15 protein-coding genes and 1 pseudogene are annotated in these 19,797 nt (G+C 72.1%); 8 read left to right on the top strand and 8 right to left on the bottom strand.

Annotated elements, in window-relative coordinates:
• From ACFY2Z_RS30685 to glgB, 3 genes and pseudogenes are all read left to right on the top strand, one after another.
• Positions 1 to 104: pseudogene (locus ACFY2Z_RS30685) on the top strand (trehalose synthase); the annotation flags it as partial.
• 88 nt (positions 105 to 192) lie between these two features.
• Complete coding sequence (locus ACFY2Z_RS30680; protein ID WP_390747323.1) at positions 193 to 1,593, top strand: maltokinase; 1,401 nt, start codon at positions 193 to 195, stop codon at positions 1,591 to 1,593.
• Between the two features lie 38 nt (positions 1,594 to 1,631).
• Positions 1,632 to 4,166, top strand: a complete 2,535-nt coding sequence (gene glgB / locus ACFY2Z_RS30675; RefSeq protein WP_390747322.1) for a 1,4-alpha-glucan branching enzyme — start codon at positions 1,632 to 1,634, stop codon at positions 4,164 to 4,166.
• A 55-nt stretch (positions 4,167 to 4,221) separates the two neighbouring features.
• Here the strand turns inward: glgB and ACFY2Z_RS30670 are convergent, their stop codons facing one another.
• The 4 genes from ACFY2Z_RS30670 to ACFY2Z_RS30655 all read right to left on the bottom strand — a co-directional run bounded on the left by ACFY2Z_RS30670 (position 4,222) and on the right by ACFY2Z_RS30655 (position 8,791).
• Positions 4,222 to 6,576 carry a HelD family protein gene (locus ACFY2Z_RS30670; protein WP_390747330.1) on the bottom strand — a complete coding sequence of 785 codons (2,355 nt, stop codon included), beginning with the start codon at positions 6,574 to 6,576 and terminating at the stop codon, positions 4,222 to 4,224.
• Between the two features lie 85 nt (positions 6,577 to 6,661).
• On the bottom strand, positions 6,662 to 6,976 hold the full coding sequence (locus tag ACFY2Z_RS30665) for a thioredoxin family protein (RefSeq protein ID WP_390747321.1): 315 nt from the start codon (positions 6,974 to 6,976) through the stop codon (positions 6,662 to 6,664).
• Between the two features lie 14 nt (positions 6,977 to 6,990).
• A complete protein-coding gene (locus tag ACFY2Z_RS30660; protein ID WP_390747320.1) occupies positions 6,991 to 7,419 on the bottom strand; it encodes a MerR family transcriptional regulator in 429 nt (142 codons plus the stop codon).
• On the bottom strand, positions 7,406 to 8,791 hold the full coding sequence (locus ACFY2Z_RS30655; RefSeq protein ID WP_390747319.1) for an MFS transporter: 1,386 nt from the start codon (positions 8,789 to 8,791) through the stop codon (positions 7,406 to 7,408). The genes ACFY2Z_RS30660 and ACFY2Z_RS30655 overlap by 14 nt, the downstream gene beginning before the upstream one ends.
• A gap of 97 nt (positions 8,792 to 8,888) precedes the next feature.
• Between ACFY2Z_RS30655 and ACFY2Z_RS30650 the strand changes: the two genes are divergently transcribed.
• Positions 8,889 to 9,863 (top strand): Lrp/AsnC family transcriptional regulator, encoded by a 975-nt coding sequence (locus ACFY2Z_RS30650; RefSeq protein ID WP_390747318.1) that lies wholly within the window; start codon positions 8,889 to 8,891, stop codon positions 9,861 to 9,863.
• Here the strand turns inward: ACFY2Z_RS30650 and ACFY2Z_RS30645 are convergent.
• Positions 9,853 to 10,623, bottom strand: a complete 771-nt coding sequence (locus ACFY2Z_RS30645; protein ID WP_390747317.1) for a DUF2127 domain-containing protein — start codon at positions 10,621 to 10,623, stop codon at positions 9,853 to 9,855. The genes ACFY2Z_RS30650 and ACFY2Z_RS30645 overlap by 11 nt on opposite strands.
• A 106-nt stretch (positions 10,624 to 10,729) precedes the next feature.
• A complete protein-coding gene (locus tag ACFY2Z_RS30640; RefSeq protein WP_390747316.1) occupies positions 10,730 to 12,406 on the bottom strand; it encodes an MFS transporter in 1,677 nt (558 codons plus the stop codon).
• A 172-nt stretch (positions 12,407 to 12,578) separates the two neighbouring features.
• Between ACFY2Z_RS30640 and ACFY2Z_RS30635 the strand changes: the two genes are divergently transcribed.
• Complete coding sequence (locus ACFY2Z_RS30635; RefSeq protein ID WP_390747315.1) at positions 12,579 to 13,196, top strand: TetR/AcrR family transcriptional regulator; 618 nt, start codon at positions 12,579 to 12,581, stop codon at positions 13,194 to 13,196.
• Between the two features lie 186 nt (positions 13,197 to 13,382).
• Here the strand turns inward: ACFY2Z_RS30635 and ACFY2Z_RS30630 are convergent, their stop codons facing one another.
• A complete protein-coding gene (locus ACFY2Z_RS30630) occupies positions 13,383 to 14,759 on the bottom strand; it encodes a cation:dicarboxylate symporter family transporter (protein WP_390747314.1) in 1,377 nt (458 codons plus the stop codon).
• 354 nt (positions 14,760 to 15,113) lie between these two features.
• Between ACFY2Z_RS30630 and ACFY2Z_RS30625 the strand changes: the two genes are divergently transcribed.
• From ACFY2Z_RS30625 to ACFY2Z_RS30615, 3 genes are all read left to right on the top strand, one after another.
• Positions 15,114 to 16,799 (top strand): ATP-binding protein, encoded by a 1,686-nt coding sequence (locus ACFY2Z_RS30625; RefSeq protein ID WP_390747313.1) that lies wholly within the window; start codon positions 15,114 to 15,116, stop codon positions 16,797 to 16,799.
• Entirely contained in the window at positions 16,796 to 17,488 is a 693-nt protein-coding gene (locus tag ACFY2Z_RS30620; RefSeq protein WP_390747312.1) for a response regulator, read from the top strand. The genes ACFY2Z_RS30625 and ACFY2Z_RS30620 overlap by 4 nt, the downstream gene beginning before the upstream one ends.
• A gap of 414 nt (positions 17,489 to 17,902) precedes the next feature.
• Positions 17,903 to 18,625 carry an XRE family transcriptional regulator gene (locus tag ACFY2Z_RS30615; RefSeq protein ID WP_390747311.1) on the top strand — a complete coding sequence of 241 codons (723 nt, stop codon included), beginning with the start codon at positions 17,903 to 17,905 and terminating at the stop codon, positions 18,623 to 18,625.
• Positions 18,626 to 18,664: 39 nt separating this feature from the next.
• Here the strand turns inward: ACFY2Z_RS30615 and ACFY2Z_RS30610 are convergent, their stop codons facing one another.
• A complete protein-coding gene (locus tag ACFY2Z_RS30610; protein WP_311697296.1) occupies positions 18,665 to 19,690 on the bottom strand; it encodes an ATP-dependent 6-phosphofructokinase in 1,026 nt (341 codons plus the stop codon).
• Between the last annotated feature and the right edge of the window lie 107 nt (positions 19,691 to 19,797).

The following is a 19,797-nucleotide window of genomic DNA, read 5'->3' as shown; positions in this document are numbered from 1 at the left end:
TCATCGGCGGGGTCCGCTTCCCCGCCATCGGCCAACTGCCCTACCTGCTCACCCTCGCAGGCCACGGCTTCTACTGGTTCCGGCTCCGCAAGGACGGCGCGTAGAAGCCCCGGGCGGGGCGGTTTCCACCGCCCCGCCCGGGGCACGCAGGCAGTAACCCCCCGACCACCCCCCGGGGAAAGGACGTACGCCATGTCGGAAGCCGTCACCCACCCCGCCACGGCCCAGGCGGGTCTTCTCGCCTCCCTCGAACCCCTGTTGCGGGAGTGGCTGCCCAGGCAGCGGTGGTTCGCGGGCAAGGGGCGGCCGGTCGCGGGGTTCTCGCTGGTGGCGGCGACCGACCTGCTGCCACCCGGAGGCGCGCTCGGCCTGGTCCATCTGCTCGTACGGGCCCATCAGCCGGAAGCGCCGACCCAGGGCGCCGTGCCGCACCCCGGCGACTGCTACCAGCTCCTGATAGGAGTGCGCGAGGCGCTGCCACCACGGCTGGCGCCCGCGCTCATCGGACATGTGACGGACGGACCGCTGGCCGGCCGGACCGTGTACGAGGCGCTCTACGACCCCCGGGCCACCACTGTGCTCCTGGAGGCGCTGCGCACCCGGGCACGCATCGGCGCTCTGCGCTTCGACGGCGATCCACACCAGCCGATCAGGGACGATCTCGCCCCGAGAAGGGTCACCGCGGAGCAGTCCAACTCGTCCGTCGTCTACGGAGATACGTTCATTCTGAAGCTCCTGCGGCGTGTCGTCCCCGGCACCAACCCGGATCTGGAACTCCCGCTGCTGCTGTCGCACGAGCGCTGCCCCCGCGTCCCCGCACCGGCCGGCTGGCTGCTCGCGCACCTCGACGACCTGGACGAGCCCTATGTCCTGGCCGTGATGCAGCCGTATCTGCGCGGCGCCTGCGACGGCTGGGAGCTGGCGCTGCGCGAGCTGGCCAAGGGCGAGGACTTCACCCCGGACGCGCGGGCGCTCGGCCGTGCCACCGCCGAGGTGCACACGGCCCTGGCCCGCGCCCTGCCTCCCATCACACTGGGGCACACCCAGATACGGCTGCTGGTCGGCGGCATGGCCGAGCGGCTGGAGGCGGCGGCACAGGCGGTGCCCGCACTACGGCCGTACGCGCCCGCGCTGCACTCCGCGTTCGAGGCGCTGGCCGACCTCGCCGCCGAGGGGCGGACCTGGACCGCTCAGCGCGTCCACGGGGATCTGCACCTGGGCCAGTGCCTGCGCGCGCCGTCCGGCGACTGGTCGCTGATCGACTTCGAGGGCGAGCCGTCCAGGCCGCTCGCCGAGCGCCGGATGCCGCAGCCCGTGGTGCGGGACATCGCGGGGATGCTGCGCTCCTTCGACTACGCGGCCCACTCGGCCGGGCCCCCGGCGCCGCAGTGGGCCACGGCGTGCCGGGCCGCGTACTGCTCGGGATACGCCGAGGTCGCCGGGCACGATCCGCGGACCGAACCGGTGCTGCTGCGCGCGTACGAGACGGACAAGGCCGTCTACGAGGTCCTCTACGAGGCCCGCCACCGCCCCGACTGGCTGCCCGTGCCGATGGCGGCGATACGCCGTCTGGCCGCCGACGCCACCCCCTGATCCACCGCCCGTTGCCCTTTGCCGAGGAGGCCCCGCCCGTGACGCCCCGCCCTCCGTCCGACGACAGCACGCAGAAGAACGGCGACGGTCCGCAGAGGACCGGTACCGCTGGGAAGAAGGCGACGGCCGACAAGGCAGTGGCGAAGAAGGCGGCAGCGGCGAAGAAGGCGACGGCTCCTGCCAAGAAGGCCCCCGCCAAGAAAGCCGTAGCCGAAAAGGCCGCCACCAAGAAGGCCAACACCAAGAAAGCCGTGGCCAAGAAGGCCGTGGCCAAGAAAGCCGTGGCCAAGAAAGCCGTAGCCAAGAAAGCCGTGGCAAAGAAGACCACCGCCCGGAAGACGGCCGTCGTGAAGGCGACCACTCCTGAGGAGGCCCTCTCCCCCGCCGTCTCCCCAGCGGTCCACGCCTCCGACCGCGCGCGGCTGATCGACGGCACCCACCACGATCCGCACGCGGTGCTCGGTGCCCATCCGGTGCCCGGCGGGGTCGCCGTCCGGGTCTTCCGTCCGTACGCGCAGTCGGTGACCCTCGTCACCGACGACCTGCGGACCGAGCTGCACGACGACGGCGGCGGGTTCTTCTCGGTGCTGCTGCCGCCGACGGACGTCCCGGCGTACCGGCTTCTCGTGAGCTACGAGGGAGCGACGCAGGAGACCGAGGACGCGTACCGCTTCCTGCCCGCGCTCGGGGAGCTGGATCTGCATCTGATCGGCGAGGGGCGCCACGAGCAGCTGTGGCAGGTGCTCGGCGCCCATCCGATGACCCACCAGGGCGTGACCGGCACCCGCTTCGCGGTGTGGGCGCCCAACGCGCGCGGTGTGCGCGTGGCCGGAGGCTTCAACCACTGGGACGGCAGCGGTCACGCGATGCGCTCCCTCGGCTCGTCCGGGGTGTGGGAACTGTTCGTGCCGGGGATCGGCGAGGGCGAGCTGTACAAGTTCGAGATCACCCGCCCGGACGGCTCCAGGACCCTGCGCGCCGACCCGCTGGCCCGGCGCACCGAGGTCCCGCCGCACACGTCCTCGGTCGTGCATGTCTCCCGCCACGAGTGGCACGACGAGGAGTGGCTCGCGCATCGCGGGGACACCCCCGTGCACGAGGCGCCGTTCTCGGTGTACGAGGTCCATCTGCCGTCCTGGCGGCCCGGACTGACCTACCGCCGGCTGGCCGAGCAGCTGCCCGGGTATGTGAAGGAGCTGGGCTTCACCCATGTCGAGCTGATGCCGATCGCCGAGCATCCCTTCGGCGGCTCGTGGGGCTACCAGGTGACCGGCTTCTACGCGCCCACCGCCCGCCTGGGCACGCCCGACGACTTCAAGTACCTGGTCGACGCGCTGCACCAGGCCGGTATCGGCGTGCTGATGGACTGGGTTCCGGCGCACTTCCCGCGTGACGAGTGGGCGCTGGCCGAGTTCGACGGGCGGCCGCTGTACGAGCCCGCGGACCCGCTGCGGGCCGCCCATCCGGACTGGGGGACGCTGGAGTTCGACTACGGGCGGCGCGAGGTGCGCAACTTCCTGGTCGCCAACGCCGTGTACTGGTGCGAGGAGTTCCACATCGACGGCCTGCGCGTGGACGCGGTCGCCTCCATGCTCTATCTGGACTACTCACGCGAGTACGGCCAGTGGCGGCCCAACCAGCACGGCGGCCGGGAGAACCTGGACGCCGTGGCGTTCCTCCAGGAGATGAACGCGACGGTGTACCGGCGGAATCCGGGTGTGGTGACCGTCGCGGAGGAGTCGACCGCCTGGGACGGCGTCACCCGTGCCACCCACCACCCGGGCCCGAGCGGCTTCGGGGGGCTGGGCTTCGGCCTGAAGTGGAACATGGGCTGGATGCACGACTCGCTCCAGTACATGGCTCATGAGCCGGTGCACCGCAGCTACCACCACGACGAGATGACGTTCTCGATGGTGTACGCGTACAGCGAGAACTACGTCCTGCCCATCTCGCACGACGAGGTGGTGCACGGCAAGCGGTCGCTGGTGTCGAAGATGCCCGGCGACTGGTGGCAGCAGCGCGCCAACCTCCGTGCCTATCTGGGCTTCATGTGGTCCCATCCGGGCAAGCAGCTCCTGTTCATGGGGCAGGAGTTCGCCCAGGGCTCCGAGTGGTCCGAGGCGCGCGGCCCCGACTGGTGGCTGCTCGACCCGGGCTACGGTGCCTCGGCCGACCACCGGGGCGTACTCGACCTGGTCCGCGAGCTGAACACGGTCTACCGCGGGACTCCGGCGCTGTGGCAGCGCGACACCGAGCCGTCCGGGTTCCAGTGGGTGACCGGGGACTCGGCCGACGACAACGTGCTGGCGTTCCTGCGCTTCGACGCGGACGGCACGCCCCTGCTGGCCGTGTCCCACTTCTCGCCGGTCGTCCGCCACGACTACCGGCTGGGCGTCCCGGACGACGTGCCGGCCTGGCACGAGGTCCTGAACACCGACCTCGCGCGCTACGGCGGCAGCGACGTCCACAACCCGGACCCGCTGAAGCCGGAGCCCACCCCCTGGCACGGCCGCCCGGCGAGCATCCGGCTGACGCTGCCGCCGCTGTCGACGGTGTGGCTGCGGCCCGCCTGACGCGGGACGCCCTGCGGGCGCCTCCGGGGGCGGCGGCTCCCGGAGGCGGCCACCCCTATGCCGTCGGCGCCTCGGCCAGGGCCCGTGGCAGCGGGTCCCGGTGCACGATCCCCAGCCGCTGGGTCGCCCGGGTGAGGGCCACATAGAGGTCGCTCGTGCCGTACCGCCCTGGCTCGACCACCAGCACGGAGTCGAACTCGAGGCCCTTGGACTGGCGCGGGTCGAGCAGGACGACGGTCCGCGTCAGATCGGGCTCCGCACCCGCCGTCACCCCGTCCAGCCGTGCGGCGAGCGAACGGTGCAGAGCGCGCGGGGCGATCACCGCGAGCCGGCCCTTGGGGGCACCTCCCTGCTCGAGCGAAGCCGAGAGCTCGGGGGAAGGGGTCAGCTCCCGGACCGCCTCGGCCACGGCTTCGGGCAGGTCGTCGGTGGCACGCACCCAGGGCCGTACCCCCGTGGACCGCACCGAGCTCGGCGGCTCGAAGTCCGGGTCCTCCTCCCGTACGACCGCCGCCGCTACCTCCATGATCTCGGCGGGGGTGCGGTAGTTGACGCCGAGGCGCGTGTGCTCGAAACGGTCCTCGACATAGGGCGCGAGGATCCCCGACCAGGAGCCGACCCCGGCGGACTCGGCGGTCTGCACCGGATCCCCGACCAGCGTCATGGAGCGGGTCGGGCAGCGGCGCATCAGCAGCCGCCACGCCATCGCCGACAGCTCCTGCGCCTCGTCGACGATGATGTGCCCGAACGCCCAGGTGCGGTCGGCCGCCGCGCGTTCGGCGGCGCTGCGGTGGTCCGCCTCCTCGTGCCGTTCGGCGAACCGCTCCGCGTCGATGATGTCGTGCGCGGACAGCACCTCGGACCCCTCGGGGTCGTCCTCCTCCTTGTCCTCGAACTCGTAGGTCCGGGAGGCGTACGACACGTCCAGCACGCCCTGCGCGTACGACACCTGGGTCTCGCGCTCGCGTTCGGCGCGGGCGCGCGCCACCCGGTCGTCCTCGCCGAGGAGTTCGGCCGCCTCGTCCAGCAGCGGCACATCGGCGGCGGTCCAGGCCCGGGTGACCGGGCGGCGGACGGCGGCCGCGTCCTCGTCGGACAGATAGCCCTCCGGGTCGGCGAGGAAGTCCGCGACCAGCCGCCGCGGGGTCAGCCGTGGCCACAATTGGTCGATCGCCGACCAGACTTCGGGGTTCTGCGCGAGTTCGTCGCGGATCTGGGTGATGTCGCTCGCGTCGAGGAGGTTCGTGCCGTCGTACGGGTCGGTCCCGATCCGCTCGGCGACCATGTCCGTCAGGGTGTTGAGGATGTGCCCCTCGAAATGCTCGCGCGCCACGTTGTGCGGCAGCTTCGCCGCGCGCGTGCGTTCGCGGGCCATGTTGACGAGCCCGTCGTCGAGCAGCAGCACGTCCCGGTCGTGCTTGACGGCGATGACCGGGTCGGGCAGCGCCTGGCGGTCGCGGACGACCCGGGCCAGCACGTCGGCCATCTCCGCGCGGCCCTTGACGGCGGCGGCCTCGGGAGTGTCGGTCGCGGTGGCCCTGACCCCGGGGAACAGTTCGCCGACGGTCGCCAGCAGCACCCCGGTCTCGCCCAGCGAGGGCAGCACCTCGCCGATGTAGCCGAGGAACGCGGGGTTCGGGCCGACGATGAGAACGGCACGGCGGGCGAGCAGTTCCCGGTGCTCGTAGAGCAGATAGGCCGCCCGGTGCAGGGCGACGGCCGTCTTGCCGGTGCCGGGGCCGCCCTCCACCACGAGCACGCCCCGGTGCGGGGCGCGGATGATGCGGTCCTGGTCGGCCTGGATGGTCTGCACGATGTCGCTCATCCGGCCGGTGCGGGCGGAGTTGAGCGCCGCCAGCAGCACGGCGTCACCGGTCGGGTCCTCGTGGCCGGTGCGCTCGTGGTCGGCGAGATCGAGGATCTCGTCGTGCAGAGAGGTGACTCGGCGCCCGTCGGTGCCGATGTGCCGGCGCCGGCGCAGGCCCAGTGGGGTGTGACCGGTGGCCAGGTAGAAGGGGCGCGCCACGTCGGCCCGCCAGTCGATGAGGATCGGTGTGCGTTCCGCGTCGTCGGCGCGCAGCCCGATACGGCCGATGTGGTGGCTCGCCCCGGAGGTGAGGTCGATACGGCCGAAGCAGAGCGAGCCGTCCACGGCGTTCAGCGCCGCCAGCAGCCCCGAGCGTTCGGCCACGAGGATGTCCCGCTCCAGCCGGGCCTGCATGGGCTTGTCGCCCTGCGCGAGCGCGTCCGCGACGGAGGTCTCGGTGTCGCCGCGCACCACGTCCACCCGTGCGTACAGCCCGTCGATGAATTCCTGCTCATGCCGCAATTCACCGTCAGGAAATTCGGTGTTTGACAATCCGCTCCCGACCCGATATACTGTGCTCACTGAACTTCTCCGCGACCTCATACAAATGAAGTCGCGAATCATTCAATATACGCAAAGAAATCCCCCGGGCGCAATTGCCCGGGGGATTTCTCTGTTGCGGACCAGGTCAGAGCACGTCGGACAGCTCCTCCAGCAGCCGTCGCCTGGGCCTGGCCCCCACCATCGCCTTCACCGGCTCACCGCCGCGGAACACCATGAAGGTCGGCATGGACAGCACCTTGTACGCGTTCGTCGTCGTCGGATTGGTGTCCACGTCCAGCTGCACCACCTTGAGCCGGCCCTCCTCCTCCGCGGCCAGGGCGCTGAGCACCGGCCCCATCTGCCGGCACGGCGGACACCAGTCCGCGGTGAACTCCACCAGCACCGGCAGCTCCGCGCCGATCACCTCCGCCTCGAAGTCCGCGTCCGTCACTTCGGCCACACCTGCCGCCTTGATCACCGCAGTCGCCCTCCCAGCTCGCACACCGGTTCCGGACCGCCCGGAACCCCCGCCTCGGCCGCCAGCGCCTCGCGGGCCTCCTCCGCCTTCGCCAGCTGTGCCCCGACCTGCGCCCGCACGGCGTTCAACTCGCCGATCAGGGCGTCGAGTTCATCCAGCTTGCGGCGGTAGACCGCGAGCGACGCGGGGCAGGAGTCGCCCTCCGGGTGCCCGGCTCTCAGACACTCCACGAAGGGCCGCGTCTCCTCCAGGTCGAACCCGAAGTCCCGCAGCGTCCGGATCTGCCGCAGCAGCTTCAGATCGCCCTCGTCGTAGGTGCGGTGACCGTTGCCCGTGCGTCGCGCGGTCAGCAGCCCCCGTGACTCGTAGTACCGCAGGGCCCGGGTGGTGGTCCCGGCCCGCGCCGCCAGCTCACCGATTCGCATGCGTCCGACCGTAGCCCTTGACGCCGACGTCAAGGCAACGCGTCATGAGGGCACCCGCCACCCCGGTGGCCACCAGCAGCCCGGCCGCCGTGCCGAACGCGGCCCCGGCGCCCCGGGCGAGGAACACACTGCCGAGCAGGGCGACCCCGAGCGTCGAGCCGAGCTGCTGCACGGCGTTGAGCAGCCCGGCCGCGGAACCGGTCTCGTGCGGGCGCACCCGGTGCAGCGCCGTGGTGAAGAACGGCACCGTGAACAGCCCCTGCCCCACACCGCACACGGCGAGCACGGGCAGCAGCGGCCACGGGTAGCGGCCGGCCGGGACGACGCCGTACACGGCGACGCCGGCCAGGACCCCGGCGAGCAGCACCCCGAGACCGGCGTGCAGGACCCTCGCCCCGTGCGCCGGCACCAGCCGCGCCCCCGCGTACCAGGACGCGACGGCCATCGCGCACGACCAGGGCAGCAGGGTCAGACCGGCGGGGAGCACCCCGATGCGCGGGCCCAGTTGCAGCTGCACGACCACGACCAGCGTCAGCCCGGTCACCACCGCGAAGAACAGCAGGGAGCACAGCAGCGCGGCCGGGAAGCCGCGGTCGGCGAAGAGACCGGGCTCGACCAGGGGGCTGCGGCCGAGGCGGTCCCGGCGCCGCTGGTGCAGTGCGAAGAGGGCGGCCAGAGCGAGGCCCGCGGTCCACATCACGGCGTACCGCAGGAGGCCCGCGCCCTCGATCAGCGGATACGTGACCAGTCCGGCGGCGGCGGTCGCCAGGGCCGTGCCGAGCGGGTCCAGCCGGGGACGCCGTAGCGACCGGTCCTCGCTCAGCAGCGGGGTCGTGAGCAGCACTCCGACACCGAGGGGGACGTTGACGAGGAACGCCGCCCGCCAGGACGCGGCATGGGTGAGCACCCCGCCGAGGACCGGTCCGCAGACCGAGGCAAGGCCCATCACCGGGCCGATCCAGCCCATGGCGCGGGCCAGTTCGCGCCCGTCGAACAGGGCGCGTATCAGCCCGATGGTCTGGGGGATCACCAGTGCCGCGGCGGCGCCCTGTACGGCCCGTGCGGCGAGGAGCGCTCCGGTCGCGGGCGCGCAGGCGCACGCCAGGGACGCGAGGACGAAGACGGCCGTCCCGGCCCGGAAGACCCGTCGGCGGCCGGCGATGTCACCGAGGCGGCCACCGGTGACGAGCAGCACCGCGAACGGCAGGGTGTACGCGGCGCCGTACCACTGGATGGCGGAGAGGGGGCCGCCGAGATCGGCGTGGATGGCGGGCGCGGCCACGTTCATGATCGTGGCGTCCAGAAGGTTCATCGCCTCGGCGACGAGCAGGACGGCCAGTGCCGCCCAGCGCAAGGAGTGACTGTTCCGCATGCCGACGAGCGTGCGGACGAACGCCCCGCGCGTTCCATCCACAGCGCCTAAACTGCCGATTCCTTCCATGTGACGCCCATCGGTGAGGGATTCATCCGTGATCGACGAGATCGACCGGGCTCTGGTGCACGCGCTGCACATCGACGGCCGGGCCCCGTTCAGCCGTGTCGGCAGCGTGCTCGGGGTGTCGACACAGACGGTGGCGCGGCGCTTCCGGCGGCTGGCGGCCGAGGCGTCGCTGCGGGTCGTGGGGCTGGCGGAGCCCGGGCACGCCGGGCGCACCCAGTGGCTGCTGCGGCTCGGCGCGGGCCCGCACAGCGCACAGGACCTGGCGCGGGCGCTGGCCCGGCGTCCGGACACGTCCTGGGTGCGGCTCGCCTCGGGCGGCACCGAGATCCTCGCGGTGGTGCAGACCCCCGCGGACGACGGGCACACGCTGCTGCTGCACGACCTTCCGCGCACGAGCGGGATCACCGCGGTCTCGGCGCACTGTCTGCTGCACGTCTACCGGGGCGGGCCGACGGGCTGGCGAGGCCGGGAGGTGGTGCTGACGGAGGACCAGGTCCGGCTGCTGCGGCCGGGCGGCGCGGCGCCCGTGACGGCACGCCCGCTCACCGACGCCGATCTGCCCCTGCTGGAGGCGCTCGGGCGGGACGGCCGGGCGAGCCAGGCCGAGCTGGCCGCGGCCACCGGCTGGTCGCCCGCCACGGTCGCGCGCCGGCTCGCCGAGCTCCAGGCCTCCGGTGCCCTCTACTTCGATGTCGACCTCGACGACACCGCGCTGGGCGCGACCGCGCAGGCGTTGCTGTGGATGTCGGTCGCGCCGGCCCGGCTGGACGAGGTGGCGCGCACCCTCGCCGGCCACCCCGAGCTGGCGTTCGTCGCGGCGACGACCGGCCCCACCGATCTGGTCGCCCAGGCGCTGTGCCCCGGCCCGGCCGCGCTGCACGCCTATCTGACCCGCCGTCTGGGTGCCCTGGACGCGATCCGCTCGCTGGAGTCGGCGCCGGTGCTGCGCACGGTCAAGGCCGCGGGCCCGCTGGGTCCGGCGCCGGCCCGAATCAGACGGTGACCTCGAGGCCCGCCGACTCCTCCACCTCCATGAGCGAGGCGCTGTGCCGCTCCTCGTCGAACGCCTTGCGGCCACCGCGCACCCCGAACAGCCGTTTGGCGAGGGCGATGTAGAGGACCGCGAGGATGTTGAGCACCAGCGTGGCGATCTTCAGTCCGCTGACGTGCTCGGTGAGTTCGTAGATCTCCAGGGGCAGAAAGGCCGCGGTGGCGACGACCGTCAGATACTCCGCCCAGCGCTTGGCGTACCAGAGCCCGACCGCCTCGATCAGCTCGATCAGCGCGTAGGCCAGCAGGAGCCCGGCGACCAGGAGCAGCGTGGAGTGCCGGTAGCCGAAGGCCTTCTGGACGGTGCCGACCACGGGTGAGTGGTCGAGGTCGTAGTGGAAGTGCCGGAAGACGGGCCGCAGCACGTCGAGGTACTCGGTGAAGAGCCGCCGTACCGCGTCCTGGCTGTTGCTGAACTTCCACACGGCCACCGCGACGAGCACGATGAACACGCCGCGCACGGCCCGTTCGACGGCCAGGAAGCGCAGGATGAACAGGTCGCGCAGCACCTTCCCGCGCGGCACGAGCGGCGCGTCGGAGGCCGGTCCGGAGCCGTGCGGCTCGCCGAGCACGAAGTCGCCGCAGCGCAGGCACCGCCAGACGTCCCCGAGTGCCGTCCGGGCGTGCAGCCGGACCCGCAGCCGGGGGTCGTCGGGCGCGTAGGTCACATGCCCGCGGCGCGCACAGGTGCGCCGGTCCCAGTCGATCTTCATGCCCCGTGCCTCCCGGACAAAAGGTGCCGTGCCGGTCGGTCCGGCACGGCACGGTCGTACTCGTACTACGAGACGTAGACGCAGGGGCCCGGGGTTCCGCGGGGGATCAGCGGTTTCCGGTGGCCACGAGCTCGCGCTCCTCATTCTCCTCCCTGGCGGCGGCCGAGGCGCCCTTCCGCGGCAGCAGCACCCCGACCAGCACGGTCCCGACGGCGAGGATCACCGCGCCGACCAGGCTGGTGTGGGCGACCGCGTCCGCGAAGGAGGCGCCGACGGCGTCGGCCATCTGCCGGGCGCCGTGGGCGAGCTGGTCGGCCTGCGCCTTGAGCTGCCCGGCCTGCCGGGCGTTCTGGACGTGCGCGGCCTGCTCGGCGAGCTGCCTGGCCTTGTCGCCGATGCCCTGCGCCACCGCGTAGCCGGCGCCGACGGAGTCCTGGGCGGTGGACAGGGCTCCCGGGGGCAGTCCGTGACCGGCCGTGGCGTCCTTGAGGTGCGAGGAGTAGGAGTCGGCGAGGACCGAGCCGAGGACGGCGATCCCCAGCGAGCCGCCGAGTTCAAGGGAGGTGTCGTTCACCGCGCCGCCGACACCCAGCTCGGACTCCGGGAACGCGCCCATGATCGCGTCCGTGCAGGGCGAGAGCGCGAGGCCGATCGCGAGGCCCAGGATCACCAGGGGTGGCGCGAAGTCGCCGTACGTCGAGGTCGAGTCGATCCGGGTGAGCAGCGCGAGGGCGGCCGTGCCGCCGACCATGCCCGCGGTCACCGTGATCCGCATACCGATCCGGGGGGTGAGGTAGCCGGTCAGCGCGGAGCCGACGAACACCGCGCCGGCGAGCGGCAGCATCCGCACCCCGGTCTGGAGAGCGTCGTAGCCGAGAACGAACTGGAGGTGCTGGGTGAGGTAGTAGAAGGCGCCGAAGACGGACAGGAAGAACAGCGCGACGGCCACGTTGGAGCCGGCGAAGCGCCGGTGCGCGAAGCGGCGCACGTCCAGGACCGGGCGCGGGTGCCGCAGCTCCCAGAGGACGAACAGGACGAGCCCGGCGCCCGCGACGACGGCCGCCGTGACCGCCTTGGCACCCCAGCCGAAGTGCGGCCCCTCGATGATCATGTAGACCAGGGAGCCGACCCATACGACGGACAGCGCGCCGCCGACGTAGTCGATGCGGTCGTGGTGCGCGGCCCTGGACGGCGGGACCAGGACCAAGGCGGCGACGAGCGCCACCGCGGCGATCGGCACATTGATCAGGAACGTGGACGACCAGCCGTGGTTCTGAAGGAGGGCACCGGCGACCAGGGGACCCGCCGCGATGGCGAGGCCGGCGGTCGCGGTCCACAGGGTGATCGCCTTGGCCCGCTCGGCGCGCGGGAAGGTGGCGGCGAGGAGGGACAGGGTGGCGGGCATGATCAGCGCGGCGCCGACGCCCATCACCGCACGGGCCGCGATGACCGTCGCGGCGCTGTCGGCCAGATAGCCGGAGACGGCTCCGCCGCCGAAGACGACGAGCCCGAGGACGAGCGCGCCGCGCCGGCTGTACTTGTCACCGATCGCGCCGAGCAGCAGCATCAGCGCCGCGTAGGGCACGGTGTAGCCGTCGATGACCCACTGCAGGTCGGCGCTGGACAGACCGAGGTCGCGGGTCATGTCGGGCGCGGCGACGGTGAGGGCGGTGTTCGCCATCACGATGATCAGCAGACTCAGGCAGAGCACCAGCAGCGCCCACCAGCGCCGGGCGTAGGGCCGGTCCATCCTCTCGACCGGTTCGCTCATGACGAGACGCATGGGTGCGGGCCTTCCTCTTTCTCCGTGACCGAGGGCCTGTGCAGGCCAACGACTTGCACAGCGGCGTGCAATTGCACAACCATGTGCAATGTACTGCGTTGCACAGCGCTGTGCAAATGAGGAGGCGAAGACTCTGTGGAGGCACAGGCAAGCGCTCGGGCGGCCGTGCAGAATGGCTGACATGACCACGGGTAACCCGAGCCGGGCCGACGCCAACCGCCGCCGCATCCTCGAGGTCGCGCTCACCGAGCTGCTGCGCGACCCGGACGCGTCCATGGACCAGATCGCCCGGGCCGCCGGTGTCGTACGGCGCACGGTCTACGGCCACTTCCCGAGCCGCGAGGCACTGATCAGCACGCTCGTCGACGGCGCCGTCGAGGCGGTCGCGGCGGCGCACGCGGCGGGGCGCGAGGGGGTGGCGGACCCGGCGGAGGCGGTGGCCCGCTCGATCCTGGCGGTGTGGGAGGTCGCCGACCGCTACCGGATCCTGGTCGCGCTGGCCCAGCGCAGCGTCACCGTGCAGGGCATCCGCGACCGTCTCGCGCCGGTCCGCTCGGCCTGTGCCGAGATCCTGGCCCATGGTCTGGAGCAGGGCGTGTTCGTCTCACCGCTGCCGCCCAAGGCTTTGGCGTACGTCCATGAGCAGATGCTGTTCGCGCTGATGGAGGCGGTGAACGACGGTCTGCTCCCGGCCCGGGACGCGGGCCCCTCCGCCGCGCTCACCCTGCTGTGCGCGGTGGGCGTGCCCGCTGCCCGGGCCGCCGAACTGGTGGCGAAACTCAGCGAGTGAAGCCCCCGACGCCGGACGACAACTGCCCGAGGGGCTGTAACAGCACCGAGCGGCCGGGCCCACAGGGATGGGGCCCGGCCGCTCGGGGTCGGGGGAGGCGCGGACCGGGCGGCCGACGACGGGGGATCGGTTCGGCCGCCCGGGGTACGGCGGATACGGGAACTACCGGATCACGGGTTACGAGGCTCAGGCCTTGGCCAGTTCCTTGCCGCCCTGCTCGGGCAGCGGGGCCGCGGCGCCGCCCTCCTCGTCCACCAGGGTCTGCTCGTCGAAGGGGATCTCACCCGCGAGCACCCGCCGCACCCGCTCCTTGTCGACCTCACCGGTCCAGGTGCCGATGAGCAGAGTGGCGACCGCGTTGCCCGCGAAGTTCGTCACGGCGCGGGCCTCGCTCATGAACCGGTCGATACCGATGATCAGGCCCACACCGTCCACCAGGGCGGGCTTGTGCGACTGCAGACCGCTGGCCAGGACGGCGATACCGGAACCGGAGACCCCGGCCGCGCCCTTCGAGGCGACCATCATGAACAGCAGCAGACCGATCTGCGACCCGATGCTCATGGGCTGGTCCAGTGCGTCCGCGATGAACAGCGAGGCCATCGTCAGATAGATCATCGTGCCGTCGAGGTTGAAGGAGTAGCCGGTCGGCACGGTGATGCCGACGACCGGACGGCTGACGCCCAGATGCTCCATCTTGGCGATGAGCCGCGGCAGCGCGGACTCCGAGGAGGAGGTGGACACGATCAGCAGGAACTCACGGGCGAGGTACTTCAGCAGGTACCAGATGTTGACCTTGGCCACCACGCGCACCAGCGTGCCGAGCACGATCCCGACGAACAGCAGACAGGTCACATAGAACCCGACCATGATCGTGGCCAGCGCCTTCAGCGCGTCCACGCCGGTCTCGCCTACCACGGCCGCCATCGCGCCGAAGGCACCGACCGGGGCCGCCCACATGATCATCGCGAGCACCCGGAAGACCAGCTTCTGAATGTGCTGGACCCCGCGCAGGACCGGCTCGCCGGAGCGTCCCATGGCCTGCAGCGCGAAGCCCACGAGCAGCGCGACGAGCAGCGTCTGGAGCACCTGCTCCTGGGTGAAGGCCGACACCATGGTGGTCGGGATGATGCCGAGCAGGAAGTCCACCGGTCCCTCGGCGGCGGCCTTGGCCTGCTGGTGCCCGACGCCCTTCACGGCCTCGGTCAGATGCATCCCGCTGCCGGGGTGGATGACATTGCCGACGACGAGACCGATGGCGAGCGCGACGAAGGACATCGCGACGAAGTAGCCGAGGGCGAGGCCGCCCACCTTGCCGACCTTGGCGGCCTTCCGGACGGAGCCGACACCGAGCACGATCGTGCAGAAGATGATCGGCGAGATCATCATCTTGATCAGGCTCACAAAGCCCGTGCCGAGCGGCTTCAGCTCCTTGGCGAAATCGGGCGCGGCGAAGCCCACGGCGATGCCGAGGAGCACCGCGGCGATCACCGCGAGGTAGAGATAGTGGGTGCGGTCCCGCCTGGCTGCGGGCGCGGCTGGTGCCGTTCCGGGTGTGCTGGCCACGGCTGCTCTCCTCGACGTCGTCGTCGGATCTTCCGGCGTGCGGCTCACGTCCGGCGAAAACCGGGAGGCGTCCGCCCGGTGGCCGGAAGACATCCCCCCGGCGACCGGGAGGCGTCTTGCTCCCGGGGATGCGGTGACTATCTCCCGCCCTGTGAGGGTGGTCACCCTTCCGTTCATTTAGTTCACGCTTATACGGCGTCGGTCACGAGGTCCGAGGGGGCGGCAGGCCCCGCTACGGCGGACCGGGGCCCCGGTACGGCGGGACCGCGAAGCCCCGTGCGACCGCCTGGAACGCCGAGAAGGCCGCCCGCGACCCCTGGACGACGGGCCGGGACCGCGAGGCAGACTGAACGCATGCGCGTGCCCAGACTCCCGAGACCCCGCAGCCTGGCCGGCCAGCTCTTCGCGATGCAGGCCGTGCTGATCGCGGTGCTCGTCGCCGGGTACGCCCTCTTCTCCTACGTCAGCGACCGCGGCCAGGCCCAGGACGCGGCCGGCCGGCAGGCGATGGCGGTCGCCCGGTCGGTCGCGGACGCCCCCTCGGTACGGACGGCGATCCACACCCCGTACCCGACACAGACGCTCCAGCCGTACGCGTCCGAGGTGCAGCGGCACACCGGCGTCGACTTCGTCACGATCATGAACCCGGGGGGCATCCGCTGGACCCACCCCAATCCGGAGCTGATCGGCGAGCACTTCCTCGGCCACACCGCCCGCGCGCTCAAGGGCGAGTCGTTCACCGAGACCTACACCGGAACCCTGGGCCCGTCCGTGCGCGCGGTCACGCCCATTCGCGACGGCGGCCGGATCATCGGCCTGGTGAGCGCGGGCATCAAGGTCGACACCGTCTCGGCGCGGATCCGGGAACAGGTGACGACCCTGGTCTCGGTGGCGGGCGGGGCCCTGGCCCTGGGCGCCGTCGGCACGTATGTGATCAACGCCCGCCTGCGCCGCTCCACCCACGGCCTGAACGCCACCGAACTGAGCCGGATGCACGACTACCACCAGGCCGCGCTGCACGCCGTGCGCGAGGGTCTGCTGATGCTGGACGGCCGCTTCCGGGTGGCACTGATCAACGACGGCGGGCGGGAGCTGCTCGGGGTGAGCGGCGAGGTGGTCGGCCGCTCGGTCGCCGACCTGGGGCTGCCCGCCCCGCTGACGGGTGCGCTGCTGTCCTCCGAGCCCCGGGTCGACGAGGTCCATCTGACGGCGACGCGGGTGCTGGTCGTCAACACCTCCCCCGTCTCCGGCGGCGAACGCCGGGGCACGGTGGTCACCCTGCGCGATGTGACCGAACTCCAGTCGCTGACGGGAGAGCTGGACTCGGAGCGCGGCTTCACCCAGGCGCTGCGCTCCCAGGCGCACGAGGCGGCCAACCGTCTGCACACGGTGGTCTCGCTGATCGAACTGGGCCGCGCGGAGGAGGCCGTCGACTTCGCCACCGCCGAACTGGAGCTGGCCCAGGCCCTCACGGACCAGGTGGTCGCCGCCGTGAACGAGCCGGTGCTCGCGGCGCTGCTGCTCGGCAAGGCGGCGCAGGCCAACGAGCGAGGCGTGGAACTGGTGGTCTCGGCGGCGAGCCGCATCGACGACGGACTGCTGCCGGCGTCCCTGCCGTCCCGGGACCTGGTCACGATCCTCGGCAATCTGATCGACAACGCGGTCGACGCGGCCCAGGGCTCGGAGGGCGGCCGGGTGACGGTGACCGCCTGCGCGGAGGGGACGGAGCTGGTGCTGCGGGTGTCGGACACGGGCGCCGGGGTCGATCCGGCGCACGCGGAGGCGGTGTTCCGGCGAGGCTGGTCGACCAAACCGGCCCCCGCGCCCGGCGGCCGGGGCCTCGGCCTCGCCCTGGTCCGTCAGACGGTGCGCCGCCACGAGGGCAAGCTGACGGTGTCGGAGGCCGCGGGAGGCGGGGCCGAGTTCGAGGCGCGGATCCCGTTGCCTACCGTAGGGGCGGCTTCGGGGACGGACGCCGCGGCGGCCGACGAGCTTCCCGGGGCCTTCGCCGAGCCCGCGCTGCCCGGAGGTGACCTGTGAGCGAGCCCATCCGCGTCCTCGTCGTGGAGGACGACCCGGTCGCCGCCGACGCCCATGTGATGTACGTGGGCCGGGTGCCGGGCTTCACGGCGGTGGGCACGGCGCACACGGGCGCGGAGGCACGTCGCCTGCTGGACCGGACCCCCGTGGACCTGCTGCTGCTGGATCTCCACCTGCCGGATGTGCACGGCCTGAAACTGGCGCGCTCCCTGCGGGCGGCCGGCTACCACGCGGACGTGATAGCGGTGACGTCGGCGCGGGATCTGGCGGTGGTGCGGGAGGGGGTCTCGCTGGGGGTGGTCCAGTACGTGCTGAAGCCGTTCACCTTCGCGACGCTGCGGGACCGGCTGGTGCGTTACGCCGAGTTCCGGGGCGCGGCGGGCGAGGCGAGCGGCCAGGAGGAGGTGGACCGGGCCCTGGCCACGCTGCGGGCGCCGGGACCGGCGGCGCTGCCCAAGGGGCTGAGCGCGCCGACCCTGGAGCGGGTGACCGGGGTGCTGCGGGACCAGGAGGAGGGACTGACGGCCGCGGGGGTCGCCGAGGCCGTCGGCATCTCCCGGATCACCGCCCGCCGCTATCTGGAGCACCTGGTGGAGACGGGCCGGGCGGGGCGCAGTCCGCTGTACGGGCAGGTGGGACGACCGGAGTTGGTGTACCGGTGGGTCCGGGAGACCGGGCGGACGCGCTGAATCCGGCCGACGACGGCCGGGTCCCGGGTGTCCGGGTGTCGGCGGCACCGGGATCGACAGGTTCGCGCCGCGCCCGCCACTCCCCCGCGCCCCTTCACCACCCCTCTTCCCCTGACGTATGGTCCTCCGGTGTCCACCCGCGCCGGCGCTCCCCGGGCCGTCCCGTACGCGCCGTGATCACCGGCGGGGGCGGCCCTCACAAGCACGCATATGCCCCGTCACCTTGCCCGACGCCCTCCGCGCCGCCCGCGGGAACGCCCTCCGGCCCGGGCCGTGCGGCCCCCGTGGCCCGCTCGGTGCGGCCGACGAGCGGCGCCGGCCGTCAAACCCCGGACGGCCGAAACCGTATGTTCCTACAATCCGTGAGTGTGGCCGAACAGACCGTAGTCACCGCAGTCCACACCCCCCTACGTTGTGCGCGTGCACCGACCGCAGTCTCAGCAGCCCACCCCACCCACTCCGCCGTTCAACGCCCTTGCCGCCCGGAGACTGCGGGCGGCGCTCGGAATGCGGCCCGAGCACGTCGCCCACGGCATGCGCTCCTCGTACGGGCTCCCCTATGTGACCGTCGACCTCGTGATCGCCTGGGAGCGCGGGATCAGCGCCCCGAGCACCTCCGAACTCACCGCGCTGGCTGGCATGTTGTGGTGCTCCACCGGTGAACTCATCGGCGCGCCACGCACGTTACGCGAGCACCGCGTCGCGCGCGGGCTCGCGCCGGAGGACATCGCGCACGCCGTGGGTCTCGAACTCCTCGCCTACGTACGGATGGAGGAGGCGGACGAGTGGCGGGGCAACGACCGGCAGTCCGCCGCCCTCACCGAGGTGCTGGGCCTGACCCTGCCCGACTTCGTCACGGTGTCCGGGCGCGACGGCCGCCTCGCGGAACTGCTGCGCAGCGCGGTCACCGCCCGCTGGCAGGCGTACGTCCGCCCGCTCGGCAAACTGCTGCCCCTGGGCCGGCATCTCCTGGAGGACGTCCTGGAGGAGATGCACGCCGACTACCAGGGGCAGATGGTCGCCCCGCTCAACTGGGGCGCCACGGCGGCCGCGGCCGACTCGGGCGAGGCCGGCCGCGACTATCTCGACCACATCGTCGGGATCTTCTGGTCCACGGTCGAGAGGAGCTCCGCCTGAGCCCCCGGGCGACCCGAAGGCCCCTGCTGACGACAGGCCCTAGAACACCGACTCCGCCTCGTCCATCCGGTCCGTGGGCACCGTCTTCAGCTCGGTCACCGCCTCCGCCAGCGGCACCATCACCACGTTCGTGCCGCGCAGCGCCGTCATCATGCCGAACTCGCCCCGGTGCGCCGCCTCCACCGCGTGCCAGCCGAAGCGGGTCGCGAGCACCCGGTCGTAGGCGGTCGGCGTGCCGCCGCGCTGGACGTGGCCGAGGATGACCGGCTTGGCCTCCTTGCCGAGGCGCCGCTCCAACTCGTAGGCCAGCGCCGTGCCGATGCCCTGGAAGCGCTCGTGGCCGTACTGGTCGATCTCGCCCTTGCCGTAGTCCATGGTGCCCTCGGCGGGGTGTGCGCCCTCGGCGACGCAGATCACCGCGAACTTCTTGCCGCGGGCGAAGCGCTCCTCGACCATCTTGACCAGGTCGGCGGGGTCGAAGGGGCGCTCGGGCAGACAGATGCCATGGGCACCGGCCGACATGCCCGACTCCAGCGCGATCCATCCGGCGTGGCGGCCCATGACCTCCACGACCATCACACGCTGGTGGGACTCGGCCGTGGTCTTCAGCCGGTCCATCGCCTCGGTGGCGACGGTGACCGCGGTGTCGAAGCCGAAGGTGCGGTCCGTGGACGAGATGTCGTTGTCGATCGTCTTGGGGACGCCGACCACCGGCAGACCCGCGTCCGAGAGCATGCGCGCCGCGGTGAGCGTGCCCTCGCCGCCGATCGGGATGAGGGCGTCGATCCCGAAGTCGCGGATCATGTCCGAGGCGTTCTCGCACGCCTCGCGCAGCCGGTCACGTTCCAGGCGGGAAGAGCCCAGAATGGTGCCGCCGTGGGCCAGGATGCCGCTGACACCGTCGAGGTCGAGGGTGCGGTAGTGCCCCTCCAGCAGTCCTCGGTAGCCGTCCTCGAAGCCGATGACCTCGTCGCCGTACTGCGCCACGGCCCGGTGGACGACCGATCGGATCACTGCGTTCAGGCCTGGACAGTCGCCGCCCGCGGTGAGGATTCCGATGCGCATCGTGCTGTGTCTCCTGCTCGCTTTGATACCGGTGAGCCAATGCGATTCTTTCACGCTCCACAGGCGGGTGCCGCGCCCGCCCGGACCGGCCTCCGGCCCCGCGACCT

Source organism: Streptomyces sp. NPDC001222 (genome assembly GCF_042896945.1).
GTDB lineage: Bacteria > Actinomycetota > Actinomycetes > Streptomycetales > Streptomycetaceae > Streptomyces > Streptomyces gibsoniae.
Note: the sequence above shows the minus strand (reverse complement) of the source record. Positions and strands in the feature narration are given on the sequence as shown.